Annotated in this window: 27 protein-coding genes; 11 read left to right on the top strand and 16 right to left on the bottom strand. The window is 53.0% G+C overall.

Annotated features, from left to right (window positions below):
• Window positions 1-160 precede the first annotated feature (160 nt).
• From LG297_RS14625 to LG297_RS14615, 3 genes are read right to left on the bottom strand one after another with little or no spacing between them, the layout of a single operon-like run.
• Window positions 161-1,078, bottom strand: coding sequence for a U32 family peptidase (locus LG297_RS14625; protein WP_404421493.1), 918 nt, complete (start codon window positions 1,076-1,078; stop codon window positions 161-163).
• On the bottom strand, window positions 1,075-2,052 hold the full coding sequence (locus LG297_RS14620; protein ID WP_062947894.1) for a peptidase U32 family protein: 978 nt from the start codon (window positions 2,050-2,052) through the stop codon (window positions 1,075-1,077). Before LG297_RS14620 ends, LG297_RS14625 begins: the two co-directional genes overlap by 4 nt.
• Window positions 2,053-2,076: 24 nt before the next feature.
• Complete coding sequence (locus LG297_RS14615) at window positions 2,077-2,781, bottom strand: SCP2 sterol-binding domain-containing protein (protein WP_404421491.1); 705 nt, start codon at window positions 2,779-2,781, stop codon at window positions 2,077-2,079.
• Between the two features lie 255 nt (window positions 2,782-3,036).
• Here LG297_RS14615 and LG297_RS14610 point away from each other — a divergent pair, with 255 nt between their 5' ends.
• From LG297_RS14610 to LG297_RS14580, 7 genes are all read left to right on the top strand, one after another.
• Entirely contained in the window at window positions 3,037-3,744 is a 708-nt protein-coding gene (locus LG297_RS14610; protein ID WP_404421489.1) for a DUF542 domain-containing protein, read from the top strand.
• 185 nt (window positions 3,745-3,929) lie between these two features.
• Window positions 3,930-4,382 (top strand): c-type cytochrome, encoded by a 453-nt coding sequence (locus LG297_RS14605; protein ID WP_404421487.1) that lies wholly within the window; start codon window positions 3,930-3,932, stop codon window positions 4,380-4,382.
• A gap of 27 nt (window positions 4,383-4,409) precedes the next feature.
• Window positions 4,410-5,753, top strand: a complete 1,344-nt coding sequence (locus LG297_RS14600) for a cbb3-type cytochrome c oxidase subunit I (RefSeq protein ID WP_404421485.1) — start codon at window positions 4,410-4,412, stop codon at window positions 5,751-5,753.
• A 128-nt stretch (window positions 5,754-5,881) separates the two neighbouring features.
• Window positions 5,882-6,691 carry a CbbQ/NirQ/NorQ/GpvN family protein gene (locus tag LG297_RS14595; RefSeq protein ID WP_404421483.1) on the top strand — a complete coding sequence of 270 codons (810 nt, stop codon included), beginning with the start codon at window positions 5,882-5,884 and terminating at the stop codon, window positions 6,689-6,691.
• Window positions 6,692-6,707: 16 nt separating this feature from the next.
• On the top strand, window positions 6,708-8,675 hold the full coding sequence (locus LG297_RS14590) for a nitric oxide reductase activation protein NorD (protein ID WP_404421481.1): 1,968 nt from the start codon (window positions 6,708-6,710) through the stop codon (window positions 8,673-8,675).
• A 14-nt stretch (window positions 8,676-8,689) separates the two neighbouring features.
• Window positions 8,690-9,310 carry a cytochrome c oxidase subunit 3 family protein gene (locus LG297_RS14585; protein WP_404421479.1) on the top strand — a complete coding sequence of 207 codons (621 nt, stop codon included), beginning with the start codon at window positions 8,690-8,692 and terminating at the stop codon, window positions 9,308-9,310.
• Between the two features lie 7 nt (window positions 9,311-9,317).
• Window positions 9,318-9,683, top strand: a complete 366-nt coding sequence (locus LG297_RS14580; protein WP_404421477.1) for a cytochrome C oxidase subunit IV family protein — start codon at window positions 9,318-9,320, stop codon at window positions 9,681-9,683.
• 16 nt (window positions 9,684-9,699) lie between these two features.
• Here LG297_RS14580 and LG297_RS14575 read toward each other — a convergent pair whose 3' ends face one another.
• The 10 genes from LG297_RS14575 to LG297_RS14530 form a co-directional block, all read right to left on the bottom strand.
• Window positions 9,700-11,310, bottom strand: coding sequence for a cytochrome D1 domain-containing protein (locus tag LG297_RS14575; RefSeq protein ID WP_404421475.1), 1,611 nt, complete (start codon window positions 11,308-11,310; stop codon window positions 9,700-9,702).
• Entirely contained in the window at window positions 11,307-12,551 is a 1,245-nt protein-coding gene (gene nirJ, locus LG297_RS14570; RefSeq protein ID WP_404421473.1) for a heme d1 biosynthesis radical SAM protein NirJ, read from the bottom strand. Before nirJ ends, LG297_RS14575 begins: the two co-directional genes overlap by 4 nt.
• The gene (locus LG297_RS14565; protein WP_404421471.1) at window positions 12,539-13,072 is read right to left on the bottom strand and encodes an Lrp/AsnC family transcriptional regulator; all 534 of its coding nucleotides are present in this window, start codon (window positions 13,070-13,072) and stop codon (window positions 12,539-12,541) included. The genes nirJ and LG297_RS14565 overlap by 13 nt, the downstream gene beginning before the upstream one ends.
• The gene (locus LG297_RS14560) at window positions 13,069-13,521 is read right to left on the bottom strand and encodes an Lrp/AsnC family transcriptional regulator (RefSeq protein WP_404421469.1); all 453 of its coding nucleotides are present in this window, start codon (window positions 13,519-13,521) and stop codon (window positions 13,069-13,071) included. The genes LG297_RS14565 and LG297_RS14560 overlap by 4 nt, the downstream gene beginning before the upstream one ends.
• Window positions 13,508-14,080, bottom strand: coding sequence for an AsnC family protein (locus tag LG297_RS14555; RefSeq protein ID WP_404421467.1), 573 nt, complete (start codon window positions 14,078-14,080; stop codon window positions 13,508-13,510). Before LG297_RS14555 ends, LG297_RS14560 begins: the two co-directional genes overlap by 14 nt.
• Window positions 14,071-14,532, bottom strand: coding sequence for a helix-turn-helix domain-containing protein (locus LG297_RS14550; protein WP_404421465.1), 462 nt, complete (start codon window positions 14,530-14,532; stop codon window positions 14,071-14,073). Before LG297_RS14550 ends, LG297_RS14555 begins: the two co-directional genes overlap by 10 nt.
• Before the next feature lie 9 nt (window positions 14,533-14,541).
• A complete protein-coding gene (locus tag LG297_RS14545) occupies window positions 14,542-15,765 on the bottom strand; it encodes a cytochrome D1 domain-containing protein (RefSeq protein WP_404421463.1) in 1,224 nt (407 codons plus the stop codon).
• Window positions 15,762-16,100 carry a c-type cytochrome gene (locus LG297_RS14540; RefSeq protein WP_404421461.1) on the bottom strand — a complete coding sequence of 113 codons (339 nt, stop codon included), beginning with the start codon at window positions 16,098-16,100 and terminating at the stop codon, window positions 15,762-15,764. The genes LG297_RS14545 and LG297_RS14540 overlap by 4 nt, the downstream gene beginning before the upstream one ends.
• A complete protein-coding gene (gene cobA, locus LG297_RS14535) occupies window positions 16,084-16,914 on the bottom strand; it encodes a uroporphyrinogen-III C-methyltransferase (protein ID WP_404421459.1) in 831 nt (276 codons plus the stop codon). Before cobA ends, LG297_RS14540 begins: the two co-directional genes overlap by 17 nt.
• Before the next feature lie 74 nt (window positions 16,915-16,988).
• Window positions 16,989-18,716, bottom strand: a complete 1,728-nt coding sequence (locus LG297_RS14530; protein WP_404421457.1) for a cytochrome D1 domain-containing protein — start codon at window positions 18,714-18,716, stop codon at window positions 16,989-16,991.
• A 223-nt stretch (window positions 18,717-18,939) separates the two neighbouring features.
• Here LG297_RS14530 and LG297_RS14525 point away from each other — a divergent pair, with 223 nt between their 5' ends.
• The 4 genes from LG297_RS14525 to LG297_RS14510 all read left to right on the top strand — a co-directional run bounded on the left by LG297_RS14525 (window position 18,940) and on the right by LG297_RS14510 (window position 21,883).
• Window positions 18,940-19,707, top strand: coding sequence for a sirohydrochlorin chelatase (locus LG297_RS14525; RefSeq protein WP_404421455.1), 768 nt, complete (start codon window positions 18,940-18,942; stop codon window positions 19,705-19,707).
• Window positions 19,694-20,362 carry a Crp/Fnr family transcriptional regulator gene (locus LG297_RS14520; RefSeq protein WP_404421453.1) on the top strand — a complete coding sequence of 223 codons (669 nt, stop codon included), beginning with the start codon at window positions 19,694-19,696 and terminating at the stop codon, window positions 20,360-20,362. The genes LG297_RS14525 and LG297_RS14520 overlap by 14 nt, the downstream gene beginning before the upstream one ends.
• Window positions 20,363-20,472: 110 nt before the next feature.
• Entirely contained in the window at window positions 20,473-21,210 is a 738-nt protein-coding gene (locus tag LG297_RS14515; protein WP_404421451.1) for a Crp/Fnr family transcriptional regulator, read from the top strand.
• On the top strand, window positions 21,188-21,883 hold the full coding sequence (locus LG297_RS14510; RefSeq protein WP_404421449.1) for a Crp/Fnr family transcriptional regulator: 696 nt from the start codon (window positions 21,188-21,190) through the stop codon (window positions 21,881-21,883). The genes LG297_RS14515 and LG297_RS14510 overlap by 23 nt, the downstream gene beginning before the upstream one ends.
• 230 nt (window positions 21,884-22,113) lie before the next feature.
• On the opposite strand, the gene LG297_RS14505 is transcribed toward LG297_RS14510, so the two are convergent.
• The 3 genes from LG297_RS14505 to LG297_RS14495 form a co-directional block, all read right to left on the bottom strand.
• On the bottom strand, window positions 22,114-22,350 hold the full coding sequence (locus tag LG297_RS14505) for a hypothetical protein (RefSeq protein WP_404421447.1): 237 nt from the start codon (window positions 22,348-22,350) through the stop codon (window positions 22,114-22,116).
• Between the two features lie 220 nt (window positions 22,351-22,570).
• The gene (locus LG297_RS14500) at window positions 22,571-24,178 is read right to left on the bottom strand and encodes a sensor histidine kinase (RefSeq protein WP_404421445.1); all 1,608 of its coding nucleotides are present in this window, start codon (window positions 24,176-24,178) and stop codon (window positions 22,571-22,573) included.
• Entirely contained in the window at window positions 24,175-25,290 is a 1,116-nt protein-coding gene (locus tag LG297_RS14495; RefSeq protein WP_404421443.1) for a substrate-binding domain-containing protein, read from the bottom strand. Before LG297_RS14495 ends, LG297_RS14500 begins: the two co-directional genes overlap by 4 nt.
• Window positions 25,291-25,497: the final 207 nt, after the last annotated feature.

Here is a 25,497-nt window from a genome sequence, read left to right as displayed (position 1 = left end):
CCGTCAAGGAGTATCAAAGCAAATCAAGTATACTCCAGCCATCGTCAATACATTGAGCTGTTTACTCCCCTGCACAATGTATCGAAGGGCCACAGTTCATCAGGCTGTGGCCCTTTTCATATCTGTATTCCCGACCGGGATATTTGCGCGGTGGGGAAAGCTATTCTGCCCGGGAACCAAGCGTTTCCCGGAGGTCCGCACCCGGAAGGCTGTGCAGGAAGCCATCCGCGAAGGCCAGATCGTTTTGCATTTCCTGCAATGATTGCCTGACCTCGTCAGACGAGGTTTCGCCATCGATCAGACGACGGTAGAGATTGGCAACGCGCACCATATCAAGAGTGTGCGGTGAAATCCGGAAGGCGTTAACACCGGCATCTTTCAGATCATCAATAGCGGTTGATAATTCCAGATAGTGACTGGACAGGGTTTGCAGACCATTAACGGCAAGAAACGGTGTGTGATCCAGCGTTTCGACATCCATACCATCAAGGGCCTCGCCACAGACATATCGGCAGCCATCCTTGTGCAAGCCATGTGCGCGTGCGGAATAACACCGGGCTGATATGGCAAGCGGGACACGACCGAATATCTGGACTTCGATCTCGGCCGTTTTACGCGCGCTGCAAAGGGCTTCAATCGATGACATCGGCAATTCCCAGGGAAGCGATGCGCGGTGTGCACCTTTGGAAATCAGATAGTCCAGGGTGCTTTCGTTATATGTGTTGATATACGGCCCGACGACATGCGGGCGGCCGGAAAGCAGGCCGATGGAAGATATGTCGTTGGCTTCGATCAGAAGGTCCGGCATTTCGGCAATTTCACGCAGCTGGGCGATCTCGCGTTCATTCATCACGAGGGCCAGTGTCGAGAAGACGACTTCCTTTCCGGCAGTCTGAAGCCGTTCGATGATGTCGGGCAGATGTTTGTCAAAGAACGGCATGCGTTTGGCACAGACGACTTCACCAACATGGACTGTATCAACATCGATTTCATCGGCAATGCGGGCATAGAAATCCCGTTTGCGGTTTTCATCCCAGTGAAAAAGAATGGGCCCCATGACCAGTCTTGATTTCGTCATTGCCAGCTTCTCCGATAGGCACCTGTTGTATCTGCCTGACCTTCGCTAAGGGCGGCAAGATTGCCACGTGCGCCGGTCTGCCCATTTGCAATACGGTCAAGGGATGCGCGGAACGCGCCGACCACCTGCGAGATATAGGCCTTACCGCGCTGTCGCCCTTCGATCTTAAGGGCCGTTACACCGGCATCGGCGAGTTCGGGCAGGATTGCGGTAACGTCAAGACTGGTGGGTTCTTCAAACAGGTAACCGGCCTTGTCCATGGCGCGGAACCGGCCCTTGCACAGGGTGGGATATCCGACCTTTTCATCATTGCCGTAAACATTGATTGTAAAATTGCCAAGGCGGGAAACGGTACTGTCGCCGCGTTCCTCGTAATGGACGTGGGCTGCTGGTGAACAAACGCCGTTCATGTTGGGGCTTTCCCCCGTGGCATAGGAAGATAGCGAACAACGGCCTTCGGCCATGACACACATGCCGCCAAAGGCGAAAACTTCGGTTTCCACCGAAATGCGCCGGTTTAACATCCGGATTTCTTCGAGCGACAGGACACGCGGCAGAACCACACGACGTACGCCAAATTCGCGGTGGTAAAAACGGATGGCTTCCTCGTTCGAGGCCGATGCCTGTACCGACAGATGCAGGCGCGCATCGGGATGTTTATCGCGCGCATATCGCAGCAATCCGATATCAGCCAGAATGACTGCATCAACACCAATTGCAACCGCATCATCGACAGCCTTGTGCCAGATGTCTTCGGAACCAGCCTGTGGATAGGTGTTGCAGGCCAGATAGACATGCACGCCATGTTTATGTGCAAATGTAACGGCCTCGGCCAGTTCGGGTCGGGAAAAATTCAGTCCCGGAAAGTTGCGGGCATTGGTCGCATCGCGGAAACCGCAATATACAACATCCGCACCGGCCTCGACGGCGGCGCGCAAACTGGCGGGTGTTCCTGCCGGGCAAACTAGTTCCATGAAATCCCTGTATGTGTTTGTCGGTTATGAAGGATCGGGCAGGGCGAAATCATCACCCGCCAGCGCGGTCTGAGCGGTGCGGGGCGTGCGACGTTTTACTGATTTCTGAAGCCCTGAAATGCTTTCCGCATGTTCGCCAAGACGCCGGTCAAGTCCGCCTAGACGTTTTTCAATCGGGGAAATCAGGGTATCGGCAACCCGGTCCATGTCCGATTGCATCTGGCGATATGCCGCTTCGGCGGCGCGCAGTGCCAGACGTGCCGCCGGGCCCAATGCACCGAAGCTTTCAATGACGGCTGAACGTAGGTCTATTTCTTCGCCGTCCAGGGCATTGCGAAGGGCAACGACAAGGTCGGTCCGGCCCTCTATTCGTAATACGCGCGAGAAAAACAGCGCGTCCCCGTCGGATTTTCCTTCGAGCAGTTCCAGAAGGGCCGGAAGGGAGCCGATGATCCGTGCCGCGATGATATTGTCATCCCCCTCATGGGCCGGGCGCAGGACGGGGGCCTCTGGATCAAGGGCAAGGAAAAGGTCGAGATCAAGATCCGTCGGACATATGAGCAGGGCAAATGTTTCGCGTTCGGTGACCCGTTCAAAAACGGGTTTGTGTCGGCGATACATGGTTGCCATGGCGTGCTGGCACAGGCGTTCAAGCGCGAATGCCGGAACATTCCGAACGATGGGGTTCATCAGCAGAAAGGGTGTGAATGACGGGCGTTTGATTGACACGGCGGACTCCGGACCGAATTGGTGCCGGAAGTATTGTCCTGTTTGGGGTTTAAGGTGTTGATGTCCGTCAAATCACTGAAAGATTTGAATTCTTACGGTTCTTGATAAGGTGGAAAGGTTCTGCTTTTGAAAGAGAGTATTGGGCAGGGGGGATTGCAAAATTCCACGCGGGGCTACTTGACCATCGTCAACGTGACTTTTGGGAAGGTGCCTAAACTTGGTTGGATCAATATCCGGGGATGGAGGTCCGCCAGCATGCAATCCGATTTCACCCATGATCAGGAAGCTGCCAATTCAGCAAATCTGATCCATCGCAAGATAGGCGATCTGGTCGCAAGCTTTCCGGGGGCAACCTTGGTTTTACGACGTCATAAAATCGGATTTTGCTGTTCAAGCAACAAGTCGCTGGACGAGGTCGCCGGTGCGAAAGGACTGGATGCCGGTCTGATAGCTCGTGAATTGTGCGATTTGCCCAAGGGGCCACTGACCTTGCCGGATCCAAATGATATCGATGCGTTCATCGATTTTATTCTGGATCGGTATCATCAGACCCATCGTGATGAACTGGCCGAGCTTATCCTGCTTGCCCGCAAGGTCGAGGCGGTTCACGGAGATCATCCGGAAGCCCCGACGGGATTGGCCGACGCGCTGTTTGAAATGACGGAGAAGCTTGATTCCCATATGGCGAAAGAGGAAATGGTTCTGTTCCCGGCGATGCGCGAAATGCAACGCAACAGTGCCAGCACAATTCCCCTGATCATGCCGATCCATTGCATGCGCGAAGAACATGACGAGCATGCTGAAGCCATCCATAAACTGCAAAAGCTGACCAACAATTTCGCGTTGCCCGATGGTGTCTGTGGTTCATGGCGGGCGCTTTATTCCGGTACGGCCAAGCTGGTCGAAGATCTGGTGGCACATATCCATCTTGAGAATGAAATACTGTTTCCGCGTTTTGAATAGCTTGACGCAGTTTGCCTGATCCTTCCTGCCGTGCATTTCCGACCTCACCTGCCCCGCCATTGTGCGGGGCTTTTTTCGTTTGACGGTAGTCAAGGTGGGAAACGTCCAGTCGGGAAATGATTGCATGACGCCGTTTTGGGGACAGAGCGGCATTGAACTGCCAATCGGAGTGAGGATCCGTTCACATGTCGGAACGACTGACAAAATCTGCCGCCCGAAACATCTTCTACGGCGGAACGATCTTCTTTCTGGTCATCTTCGTCGGACTGACCTTGCACAGCCATAACTATATCGTCAACGAGTCCAGCAATCAGGACCAGCTGACGCCATCGGTTGTCGCGGGCAAGCATGTCTGGGAACGCAATTCATGCATCAACTGCCATACACTTTTGGGCGAGGGTGCCTATTTCGCACCTGAACTTGGCAATGTCTGGGTGCGGTATGGCGGTCAAGATGATCCGGAAGGTGCGCGCGATATGCTTAAGGCATGGATGGCCGCACAACCTACAGGCATCGAAGGCCGCCGCCAGATGCCGCAATTCAACCTTACAGATCAGGAGCTCGACGAGCTTGTCGACTTTCTGAAATGGACCAGTGAAATCGACACCCAGAACTGGCCGCCAAACGAGGCGGGATAATCCGGTGCTGATGGAAACGAGGCTACAATGAAATATCAATCGCAAAAGGTTGCGCTGTATTACATATACGGCGCGCTGACATTGTTCGCAGCCCAGATTCTGTTCGGCGTGGTGGCGGGCACTGTCTATGTTTTTCCAAACGTCTTGTCCGAACTGCTGCCGTTCAACGTCATTCGCATGATCCATACCAACGCCCTGATTGTCTGGTTGTTGATGGGCTATTTCGGGGCGGCTTACTATTTGCTGCCTGAAGAATGCGAAACCGAACTTCACAGCCCGAAAATGGCGATTATCCAGTTCTGGCTGTTCATGGCGGCAACCGCTGCCGCAGTTGTCGGATACATCCTTGGCTATCACGAAGGACGCGAGTTCCTTGAACAGCCATTGCCGATCAAGGTCGGTATCGTCGTGGTGGCGCTGATGTTCCTTTACAACACGACGCTGACACTGCTTAAGGGCCGGAAAACCGCCGTATCAAACGTGCTGATGGTGGCACTCTGGTTCGTGGCTTTGCTGTTCCTGTTTGCCTTCTATAACCCGTCCAACCTGGCGGTTGACAAGATGTACTGGTGGTATGTCGTGCATCTTTGGGTCGAAGGCGTATGGGAACTGATCATGGCGTCGATCCTGGCGTTCCTGATGATCAAGATGACGGGTGTCGACCGCGAAGTTGTTGAAAAATGGCTTTACGTCATGGTGTCACTTACTCTGTTCACCGGTATTCTCGGCACGGGGCACCATTATTACTGGATCGGTACGCCGGGTTACTGGCAGTGGATCGGTAACGTGTTTTCGACGCTGGAAGTCGTTCCTTTCTTTGCCATGGTGGTTTTCTGTTTCTACATGGTGTGGAAAGGCGGTCGCGATCATCCGAACAAGGCGGCTTTGCTTTGGTCGCTGGGTTGTTCGGTCATGGCGTTCTTTGGCGCGGGTGTATGGGGCTTCATGCATACCCTGTCGTCGATCAACTACTATACGCACGGCACACAGGTAACGGCAGCACATGGTCATCTGGCTTTCTACGGGGCCTATGTGATGCTTAATCTGGCAATCTTCACCTATGCGCTGCCTTATCTTCGCGGGCGTGAACCTTATAATCAGCAGCTCAATATGTGGGGCTTCTGGATCACGACCAGTGCGATGGCCTTCATGACCTTTACCCTGACATTTGCGGGTGTCGTTCAGACCCATCTGCAACGTGTTCTGGGAATGAATTACATGGAAGTCCAGGACCAGGTTGCCCTGTTCTACTGGATGCGCTTGGGATCGGGTGTTGTCGTGCTGATCGGTGTCACCATGATTATCTGGTCACTGGTGGTGGCACCGCGTGATGCACGCGTAACAGCCGGGGCACGTCAGCCTGCCGAATGACGGCAATCAAGTCTGTGTGTTCGATTTCATGCTCTCTTCCATGACGACACATGGCGGACAACGACCGGTTGGTTCCCGCGACCGGTCGTTGTCATTTTCGGCCTCTCCATTTTCCAAGGAGCATTCAAATGCAGACCGCTCTTAAAGACGTACTCGCCCAGCAAGACGTTCCTTATTATCAGTCTACCGGCAACGAACAGCAGCTGTTTGAAACAGCCTGGCAGCAGCATCTGCCCTTGTTGTTAAAGGGACCGACCGGTTGCGGGAAAACGCGTTTTGTGTCGCATATGGCGGCAAAGCTTGGTGTTCCGCTTTATACTGTTTCCTGCCATGACGATCTGACGGCTGCGGATCTGACGGGTCGCTATCTGATCAAGGGCGGGGAAACCGTTTGGGTGGATGGTCCGTTAACGCGCGCGGTCCGCCACGGTGGGATCTGCTATCTCGACGAGGTAGTCGAGGCGCGCAAGGACGTGACGGTGGTCCTGCACCCATTGACCGATGATCGGCGTCTTTTGCCGCTGGACCGGACGGGCGAGCTTCTGGAAGCGCCGGCCAATTTCATGCTGGTGGTGTCCTATAACCCCGGTTACCAGAACCTTTTGAAGCAACTGAAACCATCAACCCGGCAACGTTTTCTGGCGGTCGAGTTCGACTTCCCGGATGCGGAAACCGAAAAAGCGGTGATCATGCGTGAAACCGGGATCGATGTTGAACGCGCAGCCCTTCTGGTGCGTATCGCTGGCAATATTCGCAAGCTTACCGGTATTGATCTTGAAGAAGCGGTTTCAACCCGGTTGCTGGTTTATTGCGCGACACTTTTGATGGCCAATGTGACGTTTGATGACGCCATCAATGCCGCCATCATCGAACCTCTGTCGGATGATGCGGATATCAAGGCGGGCCTTCGCGAGGCCATCGGGATTATCCGGGGCTGACAGCCGGGAGGCGATGATGAGTTTCGATTTTCTGGAATTCGAAGAACAGGTCGGCATGATTTGGCACCGGATCGCATCGCGCAATCAGGAAAGCTATCGCGATCATGCTGAGCACGCGATCACGTTTGCCGAATTGCGGAGCCATTTGCCGGTGATCTTTCGCACCCTTGGTGGCGATCCGGCGCGGGAATTTGCCCAGATCGATAAACGGGTTTCGGGGCATCGGTTACGCTGGCGGCAGCGGATTGGTCTGGTGGATGAACAGATCACGATGGCCGAAATGAACGAGGCATCGGTAAAGCTGCCCGCGTCCATTTCGCTGTTTCCGTCGCGTGACCTTAACCGTGATTTTTATATCTGGCTGATGGCATGGTTCGCGGTTTCGGAGCCGCAAACCATTTCGGCGGACATTGCGCAAAGCCCGTTATTGGCCGACATCATGCGGCTTTCCCGGGCACGACAAACCGATCAGGATGTGTGTCGCCAGTTCCCCGGCATCATCGGTTTGCGGCAACGCCTGTATGATGCGTTTCTGGCGTTGCGACCGGTTCGTCCCTTGCCCCGATGCGAACAGCAGATCGAAGAATGTGTTCTGAAGATTCTTGGGGCTGCGGATCAACAGGACGCAAACGTTCTGTGGCCTGTTGTTAACGCCGTTGAGGCAAATGGCGATATTGTGGGCATGATTGATGTTGCGGGTATGCAACCGCATCGTTATGCGCCGTTCCTTCCCGTTCCGCTTTGGGGCGAAGCCAATTGTTCGGGCACGGCCGGTCGTGTTGCCGATACCGACATGGACGAGGATGGAAATTCATCAGACGGCAGTCAGGAACGCAAAAAGCGAGCCCGCCGGCGCAAGAATGATCAGGCGGGACGGAATGATCCGCTGGCGTTAAACCGGTTTGAAAAAATCCTTTCGATTGCCGAGATGGTCAATGTCAATCGGCCGATGGATGACGAGGACGAGCAGGACGCGAAAAAAGCGGCCGACGAACTCGACGAAATGGAAATTTCCGACTGCAAACGCAAAGCGGCAACCAAATTGCGTTTCGATCTGGACCTGCCGCCCCGCGAAGCCGATGAAGGGCGTGTGATTGGTGAATGGACCTACCCGGAATGGGATTATCGGCAGCAATCGTATCACCCGGATTTCTGCAAAATCGTCATGCAGTCCGGGGATGAAACCGTCAGTGACTGTGATGTCTGGCATCCGGGTGAAACCGAACGGCGGCAAATCCGTCAGGTTCGCCGCCAGTTCGAAGCATTTCGGCCACACCATGAAACGCTAAGCGCGCAATGCGACGGAAGCGAGCTTGACCTTGAGGCATTGGTGCGTGCTCGGTGTGACCAGAAAGGCAGCGGCGAACTTAGTGACAGGCTTTATCTGAACACCGTCCGGCGGGCACGCGACCTGTCGGTTGCGGTGCTGATTGATGTGTCCCTGTCGACGGATGCCTGGATACAGGATCACCGGGTTCTTGATGTCGAAAAGCAGGCGCTTTCGGTGCTGGCCGGTGGGCTGGACGCCTGCGGGGACGAATTTGGTGTCTTCAGCTTTACATCCCGTCGCCGCGACTGGGTGCGGATCAATGCGATCAAGAATTTCGACGAGGATTGGTCACCCCGTACCCAGGAAAGGATACAGAAGCTTCGGCCCGGTTATTACACCCGGTTGGGACCAGCAATCCGTCATATCGGAAAATTGCTGGGGGATCGTCCGCATCAGCACCGGTTGATGCTGGTGATTACGGATGGAAAACCAAATGATATCGACCATTACGAAGGCCGTTACGGGATCGAGGACAGCCGCCGTGCGGTGCGCGAATGCCGAAAGGCTGGTATCGGGCTTTTCGGGGTAACGGTGGACCGCAAGGCGCAGGATTACTTCCCCTACATATTTGGTGCAGGCGGACATGCGATTGTCAGCAAACTGGAAAATCTTCCTGCGGCATTGCCACGCATTTACCGCCAACTTGTACGTTGAAAACGGGGTGTCAGATGGGACTCGATCAGGACACGATTGCGCAGCATGACGGTTCCGGTCTGATGGATCATGACCGGCAATCTGCTTCGGATGCTTGGGGTGGCCTTGAAGCCTTGCCAGGGCATCCGTTGATGTGGGTTCTGATCCTGTCGGAACTGGTTGTCTTTGGGGCGTTCCTGTTGACATTTTCGGCGGCAAGAATTGGTGATCCGGCGGGCTTTGCCAATGATCAGCTTCACCTTGACCGAGTCATGGGCGGGATCAATACGCTTGTTCTTCTGACAAGCGGCCTTTTTGCTGTTTTTGCCGTGCGCGCCATCAAAAAGGATGCAGTTTTGCAATGCCGGGTCTGGCTGGTGGGGACGGCAGCTTTGGGCATCGTTTTCCTGATCGTGAAGCTGATTGAATATGGCACCAAAATCGATGCCGGGATCGGTTTGGAAACCAGCACGTTTTTCACGCTTTATTACCTGATCACCGGCTTCCACGCCCTGCATGTAGTGATGGGGCTTGGGGTGTTGGGCGTTGTTGCCATATGGCCGAACCTGACAAATATCGAAACCGGAACGGCATTCTGGCACATGATCGATATGGTCTGGGTATTGGTGTTTCCCGTGATCTATCTTTTGCGGTGAGGAAACCATGGACCGACATCTTCCAGTCGCTGCCGAAAGCGATGATATTTCAGCCTCGCCCACGATGCCAAGCGACGGGCATGGGCTTTCATCGCGCACGGCGATTTTTGTCTGGTTACTGGCCAGTGGCACGACTGTCATGTCGATGGTTCTTGCCCTGATCGGTGATGATCGCATAGGTGCGATGCTTGGCATTGTGCCCGCCATGACGATCATGATGGTCGGGAGCCTCAAGGCGTGGCTGATTTTGCGATATTATCTTGGGCTTGGTCCGTCTGCGGGCGGATGGCGGGGATTGTTCATCGCGTTTCTGATCGTGATTTTCGCAGGCGTTCTGGCCGCAGAAGCGGCCATGATTTTAATGAACCGCTAAGCCGTCTGAACCGGTTTTAATGGCTGGTGCCGGCGGAATAAGTGATTTTGTTGAACACGTTATATTTCCCAACCGGCTTTTTCATCGGGATGCGTTTGATTTCCTCGAATGTTTGGGCATCGTAAACGATGATTGCGCCGTCATCGTCCCAGATTGAGAGCAGCGCGTGTTTGCCGCTGCGGTCAAATTCGACATGGGCCGCGACCTTGCCGGGTTCGGGGCGGAGCGTTTTGACAATTTCGAGTGTGCGTTTATCGATGATATGGACCACATCCTTGTCCGGACCAAAGAATACATCGACCCAGGCATAAGGCGTGTTGTCGTGGCTGCGGGTGAAAAATCCGGGGCCCATCGTTTCGATGGTTTTTATGGTTTTCCAGTTTTCCATGTCGATCACACTGATCTTGGAATCTTTCAGGTGCGGTGTCGCTAGCACCGAATGGCCCTGATAGTCAAAGGTGATGCCCGAACCAAGATGGGGCATGCCTTCCAGCGCGATATCTGCAACCTTTCGGCCGACATTCAGATTGATTACCTGTCCATCGCGGCCATTGCGCGCCGCCCCGATCAGATGGCGATAATCCTGATCGAAAAAGAAATCATCCAGACCATCATCAAGGCGAATACGCCTTACCGGAAATGGGCCGTTCTGAACATCCAGTGCTTCGACCATGTTGGCTTCGTAGTTGTGAACAAAGCCGGGATAGACCGGACGCGGATCATCGGCATAGGAAATTTCCCAAACTTCGGGCAGGTCTTTCAGGGCAACGATGAAGCTTTGGCGCGGAGGGGCGGTATAGACCGCCGATACACGCGATGATTTGCCATCATCACCGACAACGGCAAACTCACGTATCGGCGTCAGATCCCGTGCATCAAGCAGAATCAGATTGTGCGGCAGCATGTTGCCCGCCATCACATAGCGGCCATCATCGGATACCGCCACATTTCGCGTATTCAGGCCGACCCGGATTTCAGCAACGGTTTGCAGGGAATAAAGGTCATACATCTGAACCCAGCCATCGCGCGACGCCAGATAGACAAACCGACCGTCCGGGGAATATTTCGCCCCGCCATGCAGGGCAAAGCGGGTCGGGAAACGGTCAAGCGGTTCGAACGTGTCACCATCAAGGATCGTGACGTGATGATCGCCCGCCTCGACAATTGTAAACAGGTTTAACGGATCACCTTCGAATTTTGGTTTGTCGGGCAGTTCCGCCGGATTGATGAAAACATCGTGACTTTGGACAATTTCGGACATGCCCCATTCCGGTGACCTGTCCGTCGGTTGGCGCAACCAGTCGGCCAGAAGCGTGATTTCCGTTGCGGCAAGGGTTTCGCCAAAGGCCGGCATCTGCGTTGCCGCACGGCCATCGCGGATGACATCTGAAATGCCATTGCCGCGCAGTTTTTCAAGGCTTTCGGGTAAAAGGGCCGGGCCCATCCCACCCAACCGGTCGCCATTGTGACAGGCAGCGCAATGCATTGCATAGAGCGCCTTGGCATCGGCAATCTGGGCAGATGAAAGGGCGGTTTGGCCAAAGGCATTTGTGGTGCCGATCAAACCGGATACCAATACCGTTCCAAGGCAAATCCGCGCCAAGGCAGGCTTGACGATGGTGGTCATGATGTGACCTCCACCTGACCGTGGCGTCTGGTTGCGGAAAACGGAACGGTTTCAAGACGGTTATGGTCGCCAGTAATGCCAAGTTCGGCATCATCAAGATAACAGCCGGGATCCTCGGCCCATGGATCACCGGTTAGTTGATAGGCGCGCGTTCGCGTGTTGCCGCCGCAAATATCGCGATATTGGCATTCGCCGCAGCGGCCATGCACAAGACGGGGGCGTTGTTTTAAACCGGCCATCAAAGGGTCGCTGACATCCTGCCAGATTTCCGAAAACGGGCGTTTCAGGACATTGCCCAATGTGTGCTGCCACCACATGGTATCGGGATGGACATTGCCCAGATTGTCGATATTGGCAACATTCACACCCGATGCGTTCCCACCCCAGCGTTGCAGCATTTTCCCGATCTGGCCGGATGCCGCTGGGTAATGTTCATCAATCCAGAATTTCAGGAAAACCCCGTCGGCATCGTTGTTGCCCGTCACATAGTCACGCGCGATGTCGGCTTTGACGTCGGCCTCGCAACGGGCAAACATCATCAAAAGTGCTTCGCGGGTCATATTGTAAAAGGCGTGGTCCTTGCGGTTGTGGTTTCCACGACCGGCATAGTTCAGATGCGAGAAATAGAACTTGTCGATCTTTTCCTGTTCCACAAGGTCCAGAAGACCGGGAAGGTCCTGATAATTTTCGCGGGTCATGGTGAAACGGATGCCAACCGGCAAACCGGCATCGCGGCAAAGTTTTGCCCCGCGAAGGGCAAGATCAAACCCGCCTTCAAGACGGCGGAAATAATCATGTGTTGCGCCAAGCCCGTCCAGACTGATCCCGACATAATCATAATTGGCGGCTGCGATCTGATCGATATTTTTATCATCGATCAGGGTTCCGTTGCTCGACAGTGCGACATAAAAGCCAAGCTCTTTGGCATAGGCCGAAATATCAAAAATATCGAGCCGCATAAGCGGCTCGCCCCCCGACAGGATCAACACGGGAACATTGAAATCGCGCAGGTTTTCCATGGTGCTGAAAACCTGTTTTGTCATCAGCTCGCCCGGGAAATCCTTATCAACGGCGGAGGCATAGCAATGCCTGCAGGTCAGATTGCACCGCCGGATCAGATTCCAGATAACGACAGGCCCACGATTGGAAAGCGGGGCGTGTTTACGCGAGGTCGCAACGGGAGCCGTACCATTTTCGGCAATGTCGATGGCAGCACGGATATACTGGCTTAACCGCAACATTTCTTTTCTCCGTTTTTGCGCCAACGCAGGCCGGTTTTTTTAAGAATTCGGTTGCTGTAAAGGATGCGGTGGTTGCGGACATTCTCGCCCAAAAGGTCGCGGATATCCTGAACCTTGGCCTCGACCGTTTCGCGTGTTGTCCCGTGGACCATGGCAAACAGATTGAAAGGCCAATTAGGCAGGTGGCGTGGCCTGCGATAGCAGTGCGATACGAAATCCAGCTTTCCGATCATCTCGCCCATGGCATCAACGGTTTTATCGTCGATGTCCCAAACGCTCATGCCATTGGCGCGATAGCCCAGCCGGTAATGGTTGGGGATGATACCGATACGCCGAATGACGCCAACATCAAGCAACCGTTGCAGACGCTGTTCAACTTCATCCGGGCCAAGACCAAGACCCAGCGCGATATCCCCGTAGGGTGACGGCGTTAACGGCAACCCGGTTTGCGTCGCACGGATCAGGGCATGATCGATTTCATCAAGTTCCGGCAATTCTGGTTGGTTCAGAAAGGAAATCATTGGTCGGGAACCTCCAGATGCAATTCAAGGAAATATTCCCGTTCCTTTGGGAAACTCAGCACCGGAAGGCCGGTTGCGTTCTCGATCCGGGTTATGATGTGCTGAAGGGTTTTTTCATCCTCGGCAAGGATCACGAACCACATATTAAGCGCATCTTCACGGGCATAATTGTGGGCGACTTCGTCAAACGCGTTGACCTGTTCTGCGACCTCGTCAAAGCGATCCGGCGGTACGGCAATCGCGGCAAGGGTGATAGCACCACCAAGTCTTTCGGTGTTGTAAAGCGGCCCGAACCGACTGATATAACCATCTGCGATCAGTTTTTTCACGCCATCAATGATCGTTTTCTCGTCATAGCCAAGGCGTTCAGCCAGAACCTGAAACGGGTGGGCGCAGATCGGGAAACCACCCTGAAGATTATTGATCAGATCGCGTTCAAGCTTGTTCATGGTACTTCCCTGATTTGATCGGGAACGGGATCGTCTGCGTTGATGCAGGTCCGGATGCGGATAGGGATGCTGACGCCATCGGGGCACCATATTTTCCGGCCCGCTGGGTGAAGCATTGTTTGCTGAAAAGAACCCTGTGAGGCGTATCGTGAAGTTCCAGACGCGCAATCAGATGGCGGATTTGTGCCCGGACGGTCAGCCGGTCACGACCATGGATCATGCAATAAAGATTGTATGGCCAGACCCCGGCAACCCGTTCCCGGCGATAACACAAGGTGACATAGGGAAGTGTCGCCATCGCCTTGCCAATGTCGGGTGCCGCATCATCATCGATATCGAAAACGCACATCGCATTGGCCTGATAACCAAGTGCGCGATGACGGATGATCATGCCAAAGCGGTTGATAACCTTGTGGGCGATAAGCTGTTCAAGCGTTTCGATCACTGTTTCCTCGGTCATGCCGAGGTCATTGGCAACATCTGCGTAGGGACGTTTGCCGATTGGCAAGCCGTCACGCAGTCTTTCGATCAGCCGGTGTTGAAGCTCGCTCAGTTCCATTTCAACGCAAATCCCAAATCGAGACGGTAATGTTCGATCATCGGCATCCGATATACCGGGAAGCCTGTCTTGGCTTCGATTGCCTTGATTGTCGTGTCCAGACTGGCCTGATCGGCGGTGGTCACGACGAACCATAGATTGAGTTTATCTTCGCGTTCGTAATTGTGATTGATTTCGGTAAAGTGGCTGACTTGGGCGGCAATCTTTTCAAGCTGATCATCTGGTACTTCCATCGCCGCTAGGCTTGATGCCCCTGCGCGTCCGGTCGCATAGGTCGCGCCAATCCGGTCGAGATAACCTTTGTCCTTCAAATCGGAAATGGCGGAAATTACGGTGTCTTCGCTGCTGCCAAGTTCGTTGGCGATGGTTTCAAACGGCCGTGGCGTCGTCGGAAATCCGCGCTGAAAATGTTCGATCAGCCGGGTCTGAAGGCGGGTGAGTTCGGTGCTCATGATGGCCTCCTACAACCCGATCCGACCGGCGCGATCCGACATGAAAATGCCGCTGGGACTGGGGAGCGGAAGCTCGGCAATCGGCTGGAGCGTGTAGGGGTTATATCCAACAATCTTGTTGTTATCACGAACGGACAGCCAGACCTGATCGCCACGTGGACTGAATTCCATATGCAGGACACCGGTGCCGGGTTTCAGTTCCCCGACGATTGCCAGACTTTCTGTATCGATTATCTGGACCGTGTTGTAATCCGGGACCGAGAAATTGACCCAGACATGCCTGTTATCGGGATGGGCCATGACGAAAACGGGCTGTCCATGGACGGGAATACGTCCGATCTGCTGCCAGCTTTCGGTATCAATCACCAGAACTTCGTGGCGACCTATGGCCGGTACAAACGCGCGGTTTCCCGCAATCGCCCAGCCTTCCAGGTGGGGCATTTTGTAAACGGGTAAGCGTTCTTCGCCCATGCCGTAATGATCAAGGATGCGGCGCACGCCATTTTCCGGATGCCAAAGATCAAGCAATGCCATGCCGTCTTCGCCAAACAGACCGGCAATGTAATAACGACCATCGGATGTGATCAGCGCATCGTAGGGCTGTGTGCCGATATCCTTGTAGTGGCTGACTTTTGGGGTGGTGCCGGTTGAAAAATCGGCAATCCAGATTTCGCCGGAATCCCAAAGGCTGAAGACGAAGCGGTTATCGGGGGCGTCAACCAGCCCGATGACTTTCGAACGATCAGAGCTGTCGCCGATGGTTGCGGGAATGTCTGCGACCAGATTAAGTGTTTCACTATCGAAAACACGCACACCGCCGGGTTCGTAATTGGCGACGGCCACCAGCCTGCCATCCTGACTGATGGCGCCGCCGATGCTGTTGCCTGCCTGCAGGGTCCGGTTGACAATCCTGTGCTGTAAGATGTCGACCTTGGTCAATCCACCGTCGCGACCAAAGACGAAAGCAAACCGGCCGTCCCGGGAATAAACGATCGAGGCATGTGACAGGTCACCCAGACCGTCGACAATTCCGGTAAACTGGAGGGTGCTGGTATCAAGGATCGCGACCTCGCCGGTGGCCCGGGCAATGACAGTTGCCAGATCGGCTGTCCCACGCGGGGGCAGGGTGTTTGCACAGGCCACCAAAAGCAAAATGCCCCCGGCAACGAACAGGTTGCGGGTTGCACGAAACGGGGCAAAAGAAATTCGGGCCGAAAATGCGGTGCGCATCATTCGGATTCTCCTGTTTTCAGATAACGGGCCATCCATTTGGCCTCATCGCGGGTCACGATTGCACGCCAGGGGGGCATGGCGGTTCCGGGTAATCCTTCGAGGATAATTTGTGCCAAATCTTCGACGCTATAAGCCGCGAGGTTTTCCGGCAAAAGCGGTGATCCCAGCCCCCCCTTGAAGGTCAGGCCATGGCAGGAGCCGCAATCCTGACGCACCATTTGTTCAAGCGCATCAGGGTTTCTGGCCGATATGCCGTTTTCTGCCTGCGCCGGATTGATTGCCGCCAGAGCAATTGCGGTACTCATGATGGCAAGGGATTTACGCAGTATGGACATAACGTAAATCCCCATCGGGGCGATCAGATGTCACATTCTTGTCTAATGTGCTTTCAGGTAGAAGATCGACCACAGGCAGCGATAACCGATCCGCCAGAGAAATGACGCGGCCAATGACAATCATGCAGGGCGGGTTAAAATCCAGCCGGTTCAGGTCGTCACAGACATTGCCAAGCATGCTGCGAAAATGTCGTTGATACGGTGTGGAACCATTTTCGATAATCATCACCGGCGTATCGGTGGGCAGCCCATGTTCAAGCAGTTTGCCTGCGATTACCGGCATGGTTTTCACCCCCATGTAAATCGCAAGGGTCGTGTCCGGATCGGCAAGGGAACGCCAGTCATGATGGGGTTCGATGTCTGCCTGCATATGACCAGTAACAAAGCGTACACTGGTTGCCAGACCGCGATGGGTCAGCGGTAGATTAAGTTGCGCCATGCATCCTGCGGCGGCTGTAATTCCGGGAACAATTTCAAACGGAACATCATGCAGGCTGAGCCATTCTGCTTCTTCCCCCCCACGCCCGAAAATATACGGATCGCCACCTTTCAGGCGAACGATATGGCGATGTTTTCTGGCCATGTGGACCAGAAGCGTATTGATTTCGGACTGCTTCAGACTATGAGATCCGGTTGATTTTCCGACATATACGCGTTCTGCAAACGGGTTGGCCAAATCAAGTATTTCATCAGAAACAAGCCGGTCATAGATAACCGCATCCGCACGGTCGAGAAGACGTGCCGCCTTGATGGTCAGCAACTCGGGATCGCCTGGTCCGGCTCCGACAAGATAGATACGCCCGGGTTTCTGCATGGCTTTTCCCCTGTTTTGGCAAGTTTTCAAATGCGGAAAAACCGGAGGCCGCAGGCGGCCTCCGGTTCAGCAGATCAGTAGATGTCGTGCTGGGTATTGTAGACATTGAACTTGCCCGTAGGGGTCACAAGGCGATCATCCTTGATGACCTTCTTGAGCTTCCGGGTTTTGTCATCAACAATCACAATGGCTGACTTTTCAGCTTTGCCGTTCCAGACAGAGAACCAGATTTCAGTACCCTGTTTGTTATATTCGCCCTGAACGACGCGCTGGGCACCTTCATCGCCCAGATCAGCCCATTTCGCGATCGGGAGTGTCTCGACACCGGCATCAAGGTTGTTGATGTCAAGGACACCAACCGAATGATAAATTTCGGCATCCGAGTTCAGCGGCGCATCAACCCACAGGTTTGTCGAATTCGGGTGGGTTTTGATAAACAGTGAACCACCACCGAGCCCGTCAATGGATGCCGCCATTTTCCATGCATTTTCCGGGTGTTTTTCCGGATCGGTACCGATCAGGGCAATGCTGTCATCGCCCAGATGGCTTGTGGCCCAAACCGGACCAAATTTCGGGTGAATGAAGTTTGCGCCACGTCCCGGATGCGGGGTGGTGCCGACTTCAACCAGTTTGGTCAGCTTACGTTCCTTGGTATCGATAACGGCAATGGTGTTACGTGCGTTGGCAGCAACCATGAAGTAACGACCTGACGCGTCAAACCCACCATCATGGAGGAAGCGTTCAGCATTGATAGACGTGACCTGAAGTGCATTAAGGTCTTCATAGTTTACAAGAAGAACTTTGCCGGTTTCCTTGACGTTGACAACGAATTCCGGATTGTAATGTGATGCTACGATGGCGGCGACGCGCGGTTCTGGATGGTATTCCTGTTCGTCATAGGTCATGCCGCGGGTCGAAACGATTTTAAGTGGCTCAAGCGTTTCGCCGTCCATGATCGTAAATTGAGGCGGCCAGTAGGCACCGGCGATCGCATAGCGGTCTTCCCAACCCTTCATTTTCGACGTTTCAACCGAACGGGCTTCCAGACCCACCTTAACCGTTGCCACAATTTTTGGATATTTCATCCAAAGATCGATCATGTCGACCTTTGCATCGCGTCCGATCACCATCAGGTAACGACCCGATGCCGATACGCGCGAGATATGGACAGCGTAGCCGGTATCAATGACGTATTTGATTTCATAGTTATTACCATCGATCAGGGCGATCTGACCTGCGTCACGAAGCGTGACCGAGAACAGGTTTTCGATATCAAGATCGTTCATCTTCTTGGTCGGACGCTGGTCAACCGGAACGACGACTTTCCAGCTTTCCTTCATGGCTTCCATACCCCATTCCGGTGGCGTGGGCGGGTCTTGCATGACATAGCGTGCCATGACATCGACCTGTTCTTCGCTCAGTTCACCCGAAGTCCCCCAGTTCGGCATCCCGGCCGGAGAGCCATAGGTGATGAAGTCGTGCAGATGGTCATAGCCAAGATCACGAGTACGATCCGTCGTTAATGCGGGACCGGTCGCACCATTGCGCAAAACGCCGTGGCAGCCTGCGCAACGTTCAAAGAAAATCTTGCGACCCTGATTAAATTCCTCGGACGTCATCGTCGGCACACCTTCATGTGTGCCAGGTTGCGTCCCATCGGTCGGAAGTGACTCTAGACTGGGTTCATAGGTGCTTTCGCTTTCAGGATGTTTTTCCTGAGCGATTGCCACCGAGGCAAAGATAAGGCCGAAACCAAGTGCAAGCGGCGCTGCCGACCGTCTCAGCCGAGTTGTGAGTTTCATGCGTCCCTCCATTAGGAAAATGAAAGCCTTCGCTCCCGGTTGCGGAGATTTGATCTTTCGACGCGAGCCAGCCTTGATGATGATCAAATAACCATAGGAACATTGTGGTTTTGAGCCGTTCCACTTTTGACGGGAGTCAATACGCTTGGGGGAAAAGCCCGCAAAATGCGTTCAGAGAGAGTGAAACAGGGGAATGGTTATGTCCGTCTGCGATCCGGTTTTGATGATTGTCGCGCATGGAACGCGACGAACTGGTGCAGTGCCCGGCGGGATGTTTTCCGCACATCTGCAACGTTTGTTACCGCATTTCGACATCCGGCTTTCATTTTTGCGGTCAACACCATCCGTGGGGAATGTGCTCAAGGTCATGACGCGGAATTCGGCGTCTGACATGCTTGTCTTTCCGCTGTTCTTTACGCCGGGTACGGGGTTGGTTGCCGAAATGTCCGCACTTGTTGCCGATGCCCGGTTGGAAGCGGAGGCACTTCTGCCATTCGCAGGACATTTGCCTGGATATGACCGCATGTTGGCGGCACGAATTGCCCAGCGATTAAAGGCTGGTGGAAATCAAAAGGATAAAAAGGCAGTTTTTCTGGTGGCTCACGGGCAGAAGCAGGACATCTGCCCGTCGCCCGTAATGCAGCAGTTGCGAGCGATACTTTCGCACCATCTTGATCACGACGAAATCTACAATGTCCAGATTGATGGCCAACCGTCTCTCGCCAACTGGCGAAACATGACAAGGTGCAGAAATGCCCTTTTTGTTCCCCTTTTGACGGGGGATGGGGCGCATTGTCGCATTGATATTCCGGCTTCTGTTAATTCCCGGTCTGATGAGAAAGTTGGCATGCTCGCACCGGTTGGCACGTGGTGGGAGTTGTCCTCGCTCTTGGCCGATCATGTGAATTGCGGTCGACATCATCGCAGAAGCAGTTTTCAACCATCGCAGTCAGCTCGGACAGAGTTTGGAGCCGATCATGTCACGCCGTAACCTGAATGATGCGGATTTCAGTCTGATGTCGAAGGTGGCAGTTCTTTCTGCCTTCTCGCGCGATGAAATCGTATCGATGACAAATGGTGCGGCCGTTGTGATTTATAACGGGCGCGAATTGCTGTTTAGCGAGGGGGAGCCCGCCGAACAATTCTTCATTGTCATGAAAGGGCAGGTCCGCCTGTTTCGAATTTTGGGTGACGGGCGTGTAACGCTTTTCCATCTTGTGTCAGCAGGCGCGTCCTTTGCCGAAGCTGTGGTTCTTTCCGGGCAAAGTTATCCGGTTTCTGCCGAATGCGATCCCGGCAGCGAGATTATCGCAATCAGCAGGCTGCAACTGGTCAATCGCCTTAGAAATGACAAGGCGATGATTGGTCGGATGATGCAGTCATTGATCGAGAGGGAACGGTTTTTCTACAGGGAACTCAATGATTTGCGCCAGCGAAGCCCATCGCAGCGCCTTGCCGGGTTTTTGCTCTCGCAGTCTGACGATGCGAAAATCGTCCCCAAGCATGTCATCGCAAACCGGATCGGTGTCACCCCGGAAACATTCTCACGTGCATTGCGCAAACTTGAAGACGATGGATTTATTGCGCGGGATACAAGGATGAGCATCCTTGATGTCGAAGGGCTAAGGCAGTTCTCGAGCCGATAAGCGTTTTCCGATCAAAAATTGATCTGGAACAAACTTGATCATCTCGGCTGATGTTAGAGTTATTCCAGTAAATGCAATCTTCCCTTTTTTCTACAATGGACGATGCCGTGATGAATGATGTCGAACGCATTTCCGGTGTTCTTCGCTTTGCGAACTATTTCCGAACCTGGCCACAGGAAGATATCCTTGAACTGGCATCACTATGCCAATGGGTCAGGTTTGACACTGATACAATGATGATTTCGGCAGATGAACCGGCGTCAGCGCTTTATCTGATTGTGAACGGGCATGTCGAGTTGTCTTTCAAGGATCAGGACGGGAAAGACGGGGTCATTGATCTTCTGGGGAATGGCCAGCTTGTCGGGGAATGCGCATTGGTGCCCGATGGCTGTTATGCGGTTTCGGTTCGAACCTTGGAGGCAACAACAGCGGTTCGTATTAATGGTGCTGGCTTTGCCGATTTTCTAGCGGCTCATTTCGACCGTGCATTGACCATGATGTCGGCCATGACAGAACGGTTGTGTCAGATGTTGCGACAGGCCGAAGAACTTAAATGCCGGTCTGCGGCACAACGTCTGGGGATCTATTTCCTGGCAGATGCGGTGCCGATTGACGGTGTGCATGAAACACCCCTGACCATTGAAAAGTCTGCCTTGGCCCGCAAGTTGGGAATGACCAGCGAAACGATCTCTCGCGCGCTTAAGAAACTTTCTGAAATTGGTGTTTCGCAACATGCCAATGGTCACATTATCCGGATTGCAGATGCCGAAATGCTGGCCGATTGGTGCGGGTTGTCTGGGAATGATGCCAAGGAAGGGGGCGAAGATGCGTTCAAGACCGCTGTCTGAAACTGATTACGATATCGTCCGAAAGGTCCCGTTTCTGTCTGCTCTTGGCGGGGCGCGGCTTGATAATCTGATGGCAAAATGTCGTGTAGAATGCCATTCGCGCGGCGAACATCTGTTTCGTGCCGGTGATGTTGCCCGTAACTTCTATGTTCTGCTTTCCGGGCACTTGCGCCTTGTAAAGGTTTCCCCGCAGGGCGAAGAAACCGTCATGCATTTCCTGACCCAACCGGGGGCATTCGCCGAAGCCGTTTCGCTGTCAGGCCGGGCTTATCCGGTGGAATGCGAGGTTATGGAAGATTGCGAGATCATTGCCATTCCTCGAGATACCTACCTTTCCGTGTTACGAAGTGCGCCGGATGTGATAGCCGAGGTCCTTGCAGGCCTTCTGCAGTGGGAACGATTCTTTCTCGAAGAGATTTTCAAAATACGTCACACTAAACCGATTCAAAGAATTGCGTCTTTCCTGATTGATTTCGAAGAGCGCAGTGGCGAGAATCTGGGTGGTGATGATGAAACGAACTTTCCGGAAAAGAGGCAGATCGCGAGCCGAATTGGCATTACACCTGAAACTTTTTCACGTTCGTTGCGTAAACTTGAAGCAACAGGAGCAATTGCTGCCGGACCGAAACTCCGAATTCTGGATCGTAGGATGTTGCTTGCACTTTCTCATTAAGAACGAGATAAAATTTCTAATAGCAAGATGATTGGATGAAGCTGAAGGTTACAGTTCAGTATGGTAGATTTATTACACCAGCGCCTTATGGCGGAGTTGTTTTCAGGTTCTAGGATTGAGATCGTTTAACGGTTCAGTATGTTTTCGCGCAAGAATTCAGCTCTTCATGTAAAAACGAGGCGACCATATTGTCCGCCTCGTTATACAATCAATCAGGATTGATTACGACATTACGGGTTCTTGTCGAATGTATCCAGAATTTCATCAGATATTGGACTTGCTTTACTCTTCCAGTCATCAATGACTGGCTGTGCCGCATCGTTCAGCTTTGCGGCAAGCGTATCGTTGATCCGCTCAACAACCTGCATGTCATGCGCGCGCAATTCTTCGTATTTCGCCGCAAGATTGGCTTCTAACTGCTGGGCGTTCGGCGATTGCGCCAGTTGCAGAGATGTAAATGATTTCAAGGAAATGGCTTGGGACCCGCTATTCAAATTGCAGATCCAGTAAGTGGAAGAATAAGCTTTATGGATGCTCCTTGGGAACAGGCTCGTGCTGGGAATTGCAGAACGCGATGCTCCGGTCAGGAATTACGATGTTTTCATAATGAGGTTTTGTGAGATATAACAGAGCCCTAAATTAGAACATCCCGCTTGGCGAAAGCCAGCGGGGTGTTCTATGTGCTTTTCAATCTTCCTTGTCAGCTTCGGAAATGCTGGTCGGCGATATGATTGGAAGTCTGATGGTAAACTCGGCTCCTTCACCTTCATTTCCGGTGACATCAATTGTGCCACCGTGCTTTTGCACGACGATGTCCTGGCAAATAGCCAAGCCTTGCCCGGTTCCCTGTCCAGGTTCTTTGGTTGTGAAGAACGGATCAAAGATGCGTTCGCACAGCGCTTCGTCTATCCCGGTGCCTGTGTCTGATATCCGTACTTCAATAGAGGCTTGGTTTTGTGTTGTCGTAACAAAAATCTTGCCTGGATAAGGTTTTCCCGATTTTTCGATAGCATGGGCAGCATTAACAATCAGATTGAGAAAGACCTGATTTAATTTTCCAATGTCACACAGAAGAGGGCGCAAATTGGGATCAAAATTTTGCTCAAGCGTTGCGACATGCTTCCACTGGTTTTGAGATACCGTTAACGCATTTTCCAAAGCCCGGTTTATGTCAGCTTCAATTCTGTCAGTAATCCCGGGATGGGAGAACTCTCTCATGGACGTAACAATTCCGGAAATATGTTTTATGCCTTCGCGAGAATCAGAGATGGCAGCTGTAACTTCTGTCAAATCATCCTGCCAAGATGAGCATGCCGGATCTTTTGCCATGTTTTCGGCAATGGTACGAATGAACTGCAGATTGTCGCCGATATACTGAGCAGGCGTATTGATTTCATGAGCGATCCCCGCAGCCAATTGGCCAACAGCTATGAAGCGGGCTGTATGGGCTGCTTCCTGCTGAACCTTTGCCAGTTGTTGACGCTCTTTCATATATTGCTCTACAGCGCGAGCCATTTCGCCAATTTCGTCATCACCGGTCACAGGTACGCCAGCATCTTTTGATGGAGCTTCTCCGGCTTTGCGTAAATAATGGCTCACCTTTTGAAGGCGGGATATGACAACCTTTCCCAGAAAGCGGGTCGATATAAACCAGGCTACGACCAGAGAGATAGCCAGCAACCCCAGAACCTGAAAACGCCGGTTTTCCGCTTTTTGAGTTAGCTGTTGCACAGATTGCCGGTAGTCCGAGGTAAAGTCATTTGAAAGAGCTTCAGAAGCAGCCAGAAGCTCCTGCCCTTGCTGAGCCAGATTTCGATTGAAAAGGTCCAGTCTGGTCGCCAAAACCTCGTTCTGACTTTCCTCAATATTGCTGTTTAAGGCCTGATCGTGCAGCTTGGCGAGTATGTGGATGGTTCCTCTAAACAGCTGAGCCGTATGTTGGAACGCCAGAACAGAGATATTAGTGCCAGCTTGCCCCAAATTGCTAACGAGGTTGTCCATCTCATCAAGATGGACAAGAATCTGATTGTAGTGGCTCTGCATTTCTGCAGGTTCGGAAGCCATCTGCATCATCCGGGATTCTCTCTCAAGCAGTAGGGCCGTGCGCACCAAAGTCTGCGCGTCCTCCATATGCGTGAGACGATCTTCACTTAATCGACCGGATGCATTTACGGTTTCGTCCAGAGATCGTATGCCAATGAAACCGATGGCGAGGATCAGGAGAGTTAATCCTGCCAAAGCAAGATTGAATTGCCCTTTCAGGCTTTTGGGCCATGAGATGCGAACAAAGGTCAAGGCATCCAAATCCTTTGATAGATCTCCCGGTAATCATTGTCGGGATCAAAGATGAACTCCTGTCCACCGTCGAAGCTCACATTCTCCGGCGTTACCAGATGCACCGGCACGACATGGCCGTTGACACCGTGACCAGCAAAGAGACGATTAAGCTCATCAACCAGTTGCCAGCCATGCAGGTTTAAGGGCTCGGCCACGGTACCCACCTGAAAGCTTTGCGCGATTATGCGTTGAAAAGCCGCAGCGCTGCCATCACCTGCCGAAAGCAACCTGATATTCAGGGCATTCGTGCTCTGTTTGATGAGCGCCGGCACCATATAGTCGAAATAGATATCGTTGATTGCCAGAGCATAAGTCCAATCCTGACCGTACTTCAATAATAGATCCTGTGTAATCCCGGCCATTAGGGAATGACTGTCCGATATCGCAACATCCCGGATTTCCAGTAAAGAGCATTGGCGGCAGGCTTTGATAACTTCCGCCATGGCGTTCGCTTTGGACATGGCTATTTCGAAGTTTGAATCGGTGAAAATGACAACACCGGCCTTTCCCTGCGACTGGATAACAGCTGCCATTGCCGTGATCTTCGCTACTTCCTGTGGGTCGGTCGACACATTCACCGAGACCGGTGAGTTTGTCATAACGCCAGCCTTGGGGCCGACATGCCAGCCAACGATTGGTATGTTTTGGCGGGAGAAAGGTGCAAGCTGCGGTCTGAGTGCCTCTGCATCTGCTCCGATCAGAGCTAAACCGTCGAATCCTTCGGATAGGACCTTTTGTATGGCTTCCTGCCGGCCTTCCTGTGTTCCGGTGGTATCGAATATCTTAAGAGACCAGTCGAGTATTTTTGCAGCTTCCGCTACGCCTTGTGCTACACCCAGAACGCCCCCATTTCTAAGATCTTCAGCGATAATCGCTACGTGCTTTCCCTTCTGGGCAATGGCACCAGTTGTTGGTCCTGTCCAGGGAGGGTTGGGAGTGCTGGCTTCCGCGACCTGCTTCTGCATTTCTTCGAGTGGTAAGTCATTCTCGGCGGACAAAGCTGGTACTGGCACCGCTAAAAAGCAGATTAATGCTATAGACAGCATGGAAAACAGATTGAACCTGCGCATTGCATACTCCCGGGCAATGAGAGAAACCGCCTTACAATGCCAATTCAGACAACGACGAAGCGGTATATCCAATAGTATATACAACTATCCTTTTGTGTATCAATGGTTGAGAATGGAAAAAGCATAGTGCCAAAAAAGAATACAGGCTATGACTGGTTCCAGATGATTTTCCGGAATGACAATCGAGATTCTTTCAAAATCGTGTAG

The sequence above is a fragment of the Thalassospira australica genome, from assembly GCF_044790785.1.
Taxonomy (GTDB): Bacteria; Pseudomonadota; Alphaproteobacteria; order Rhodospirillales; family Thalassospiraceae; genus Thalassospira; species Thalassospira australica_A.
Note: the sequence above shows the minus strand (reverse complement) of the source record. Positions and strands in the feature narration are given on the sequence as shown.

Coding starts and splice junctions, on each gene's coding strand:
- LG297_RS14625 (WP_404421493.1), bottom strand. CDS start 1,078: ATGACGAAATCAAGACTGGTCATGGGGCCCATTCTTTTTCACTGGGAT.
- LG297_RS14620 (WP_062947894.1), bottom strand. CDS start 2,052: ATGGAACTAGTTTGCCCGGCAGGAACACCCGCCAGTTTGCGCGCCGCC.
- LG297_RS14610 (WP_404421489.1), top strand. CDS start 3,037: ATGCAATCCGATTTCACCCATGATCAGGAAGCTGCCAATTCAGCAAAT.
- LG297_RS14605 (WP_404421487.1), top strand. CDS start 3,930: ATGTCGGAACGACTGACAAAATCTGCCGCCCGAAACATCTTCTACGGC.
- LG297_RS14600 (WP_404421485.1), top strand. CDS start 4,410: ATGAAATATCAATCGCAAAAGGTTGCGCTGTATTACATATACGGCGCG.
- LG297_RS14595 (WP_404421483.1), top strand. CDS start 5,882: ATGCAGACCGCTCTTAAAGACGTACTCGCCCAGCAAGACGTTCCTTAT.
- LG297_RS14590 (WP_404421481.1), top strand. CDS start 6,708: ATGAGTTTCGATTTTCTGGAATTCGAAGAACAGGTCGGCATGATTTGG.
- LG297_RS14585 (WP_404421479.1), top strand. CDS start 8,690: ATGGGACTCGATCAGGACACGATTGCGCAGCATGACGGTTCCGGTCTG.
- LG297_RS14580 (WP_404421477.1), top strand. CDS start 9,318: ATGGACCGACATCTTCCAGTCGCTGCCGAAAGCGATGATATTTCAGCC.
- LG297_RS14575 (WP_404421475.1), bottom strand. CDS start 11,310: ATGACCACCATCGTCAAGCCTGCCTTGGCGCGGATTTGCCTTGGAACG.
- nirJ (WP_404421473.1), bottom strand. CDS start 12,551: ATGTTGCGGTTAAGCCAGTATATCCGTGCTGCCATCGACATTGCCGAA.
- LG297_RS14565 (WP_404421471.1), bottom strand. CDS start 13,072: ATGATTTCCTTTCTGAACCAACCAGAATTGCCGGAACTTGATGAAATC.
- LG297_RS14560 (WP_404421469.1), bottom strand. CDS start 13,521: ATGAACAAGCTTGAACGCGATCTGATCAATAATCTTCAGGGTGGTTTC.
- LG297_RS14555 (WP_404421467.1), bottom strand. CDS start 14,080: ATGGAACTGAGCGAGCTTCAACACCGGCTGATCGAAAGACTGCGTGAC.
- LG297_RS14550 (WP_404421465.1), bottom strand. CDS start 14,532: ATGAGCACCGAACTCACCCGCCTTCAGACCCGGCTGATCGAACATTTT.
- LG297_RS14545 (WP_404421463.1), bottom strand. CDS start 15,765: ATGATGCGCACCGCATTTTCGGCCCGAATTTCTTTTGCCCCGTTTCGT.
- LG297_RS14540 (WP_404421461.1), bottom strand. CDS start 16,100: ATGTCCATACTGCGTAAATCCCTTGCCATCATGAGTACCGCAATTGCT.
- cobA (WP_404421459.1), bottom strand. CDS start 16,914: ATGCAGAAACCCGGGCGTATCTATCTTGTCGGAGCCGGACCAGGCGAT.
- LG297_RS14530 (WP_404421457.1), bottom strand. CDS start 18,716: ATGAAACTCACAACTCGGCTGAGACGGTCGGCAGCGCCGCTTGCACTT.
- LG297_RS14525 (WP_404421455.1), top strand. CDS start 18,940: ATGATTGTCGCGCATGGAACGCGACGAACTGGTGCAGTGCCCGGCGGG.
- LG297_RS14520 (WP_404421453.1), top strand. CDS start 19,694: ATGTCACGCCGTAACCTGAATGATGCGGATTTCAGTCTGATGTCGAAG.
- LG297_RS14515 (WP_404421451.1), top strand. CDS start 20,473: ATGAATGATGTCGAACGCATTTCCGGTGTTCTTCGCTTTGCGAACTAT.
- LG297_RS14510 (WP_404421449.1), top strand. CDS start 21,188: ATGCGTTCAAGACCGCTGTCTGAAACTGATTACGATATCGTCCGAAAG.
- LG297_RS14495 (WP_404421443.1), bottom strand. CDS start 25,290: ATGCGCAGGTTCAATCTGTTTTCCATGCTGTCTATAGCATTAATCTGC.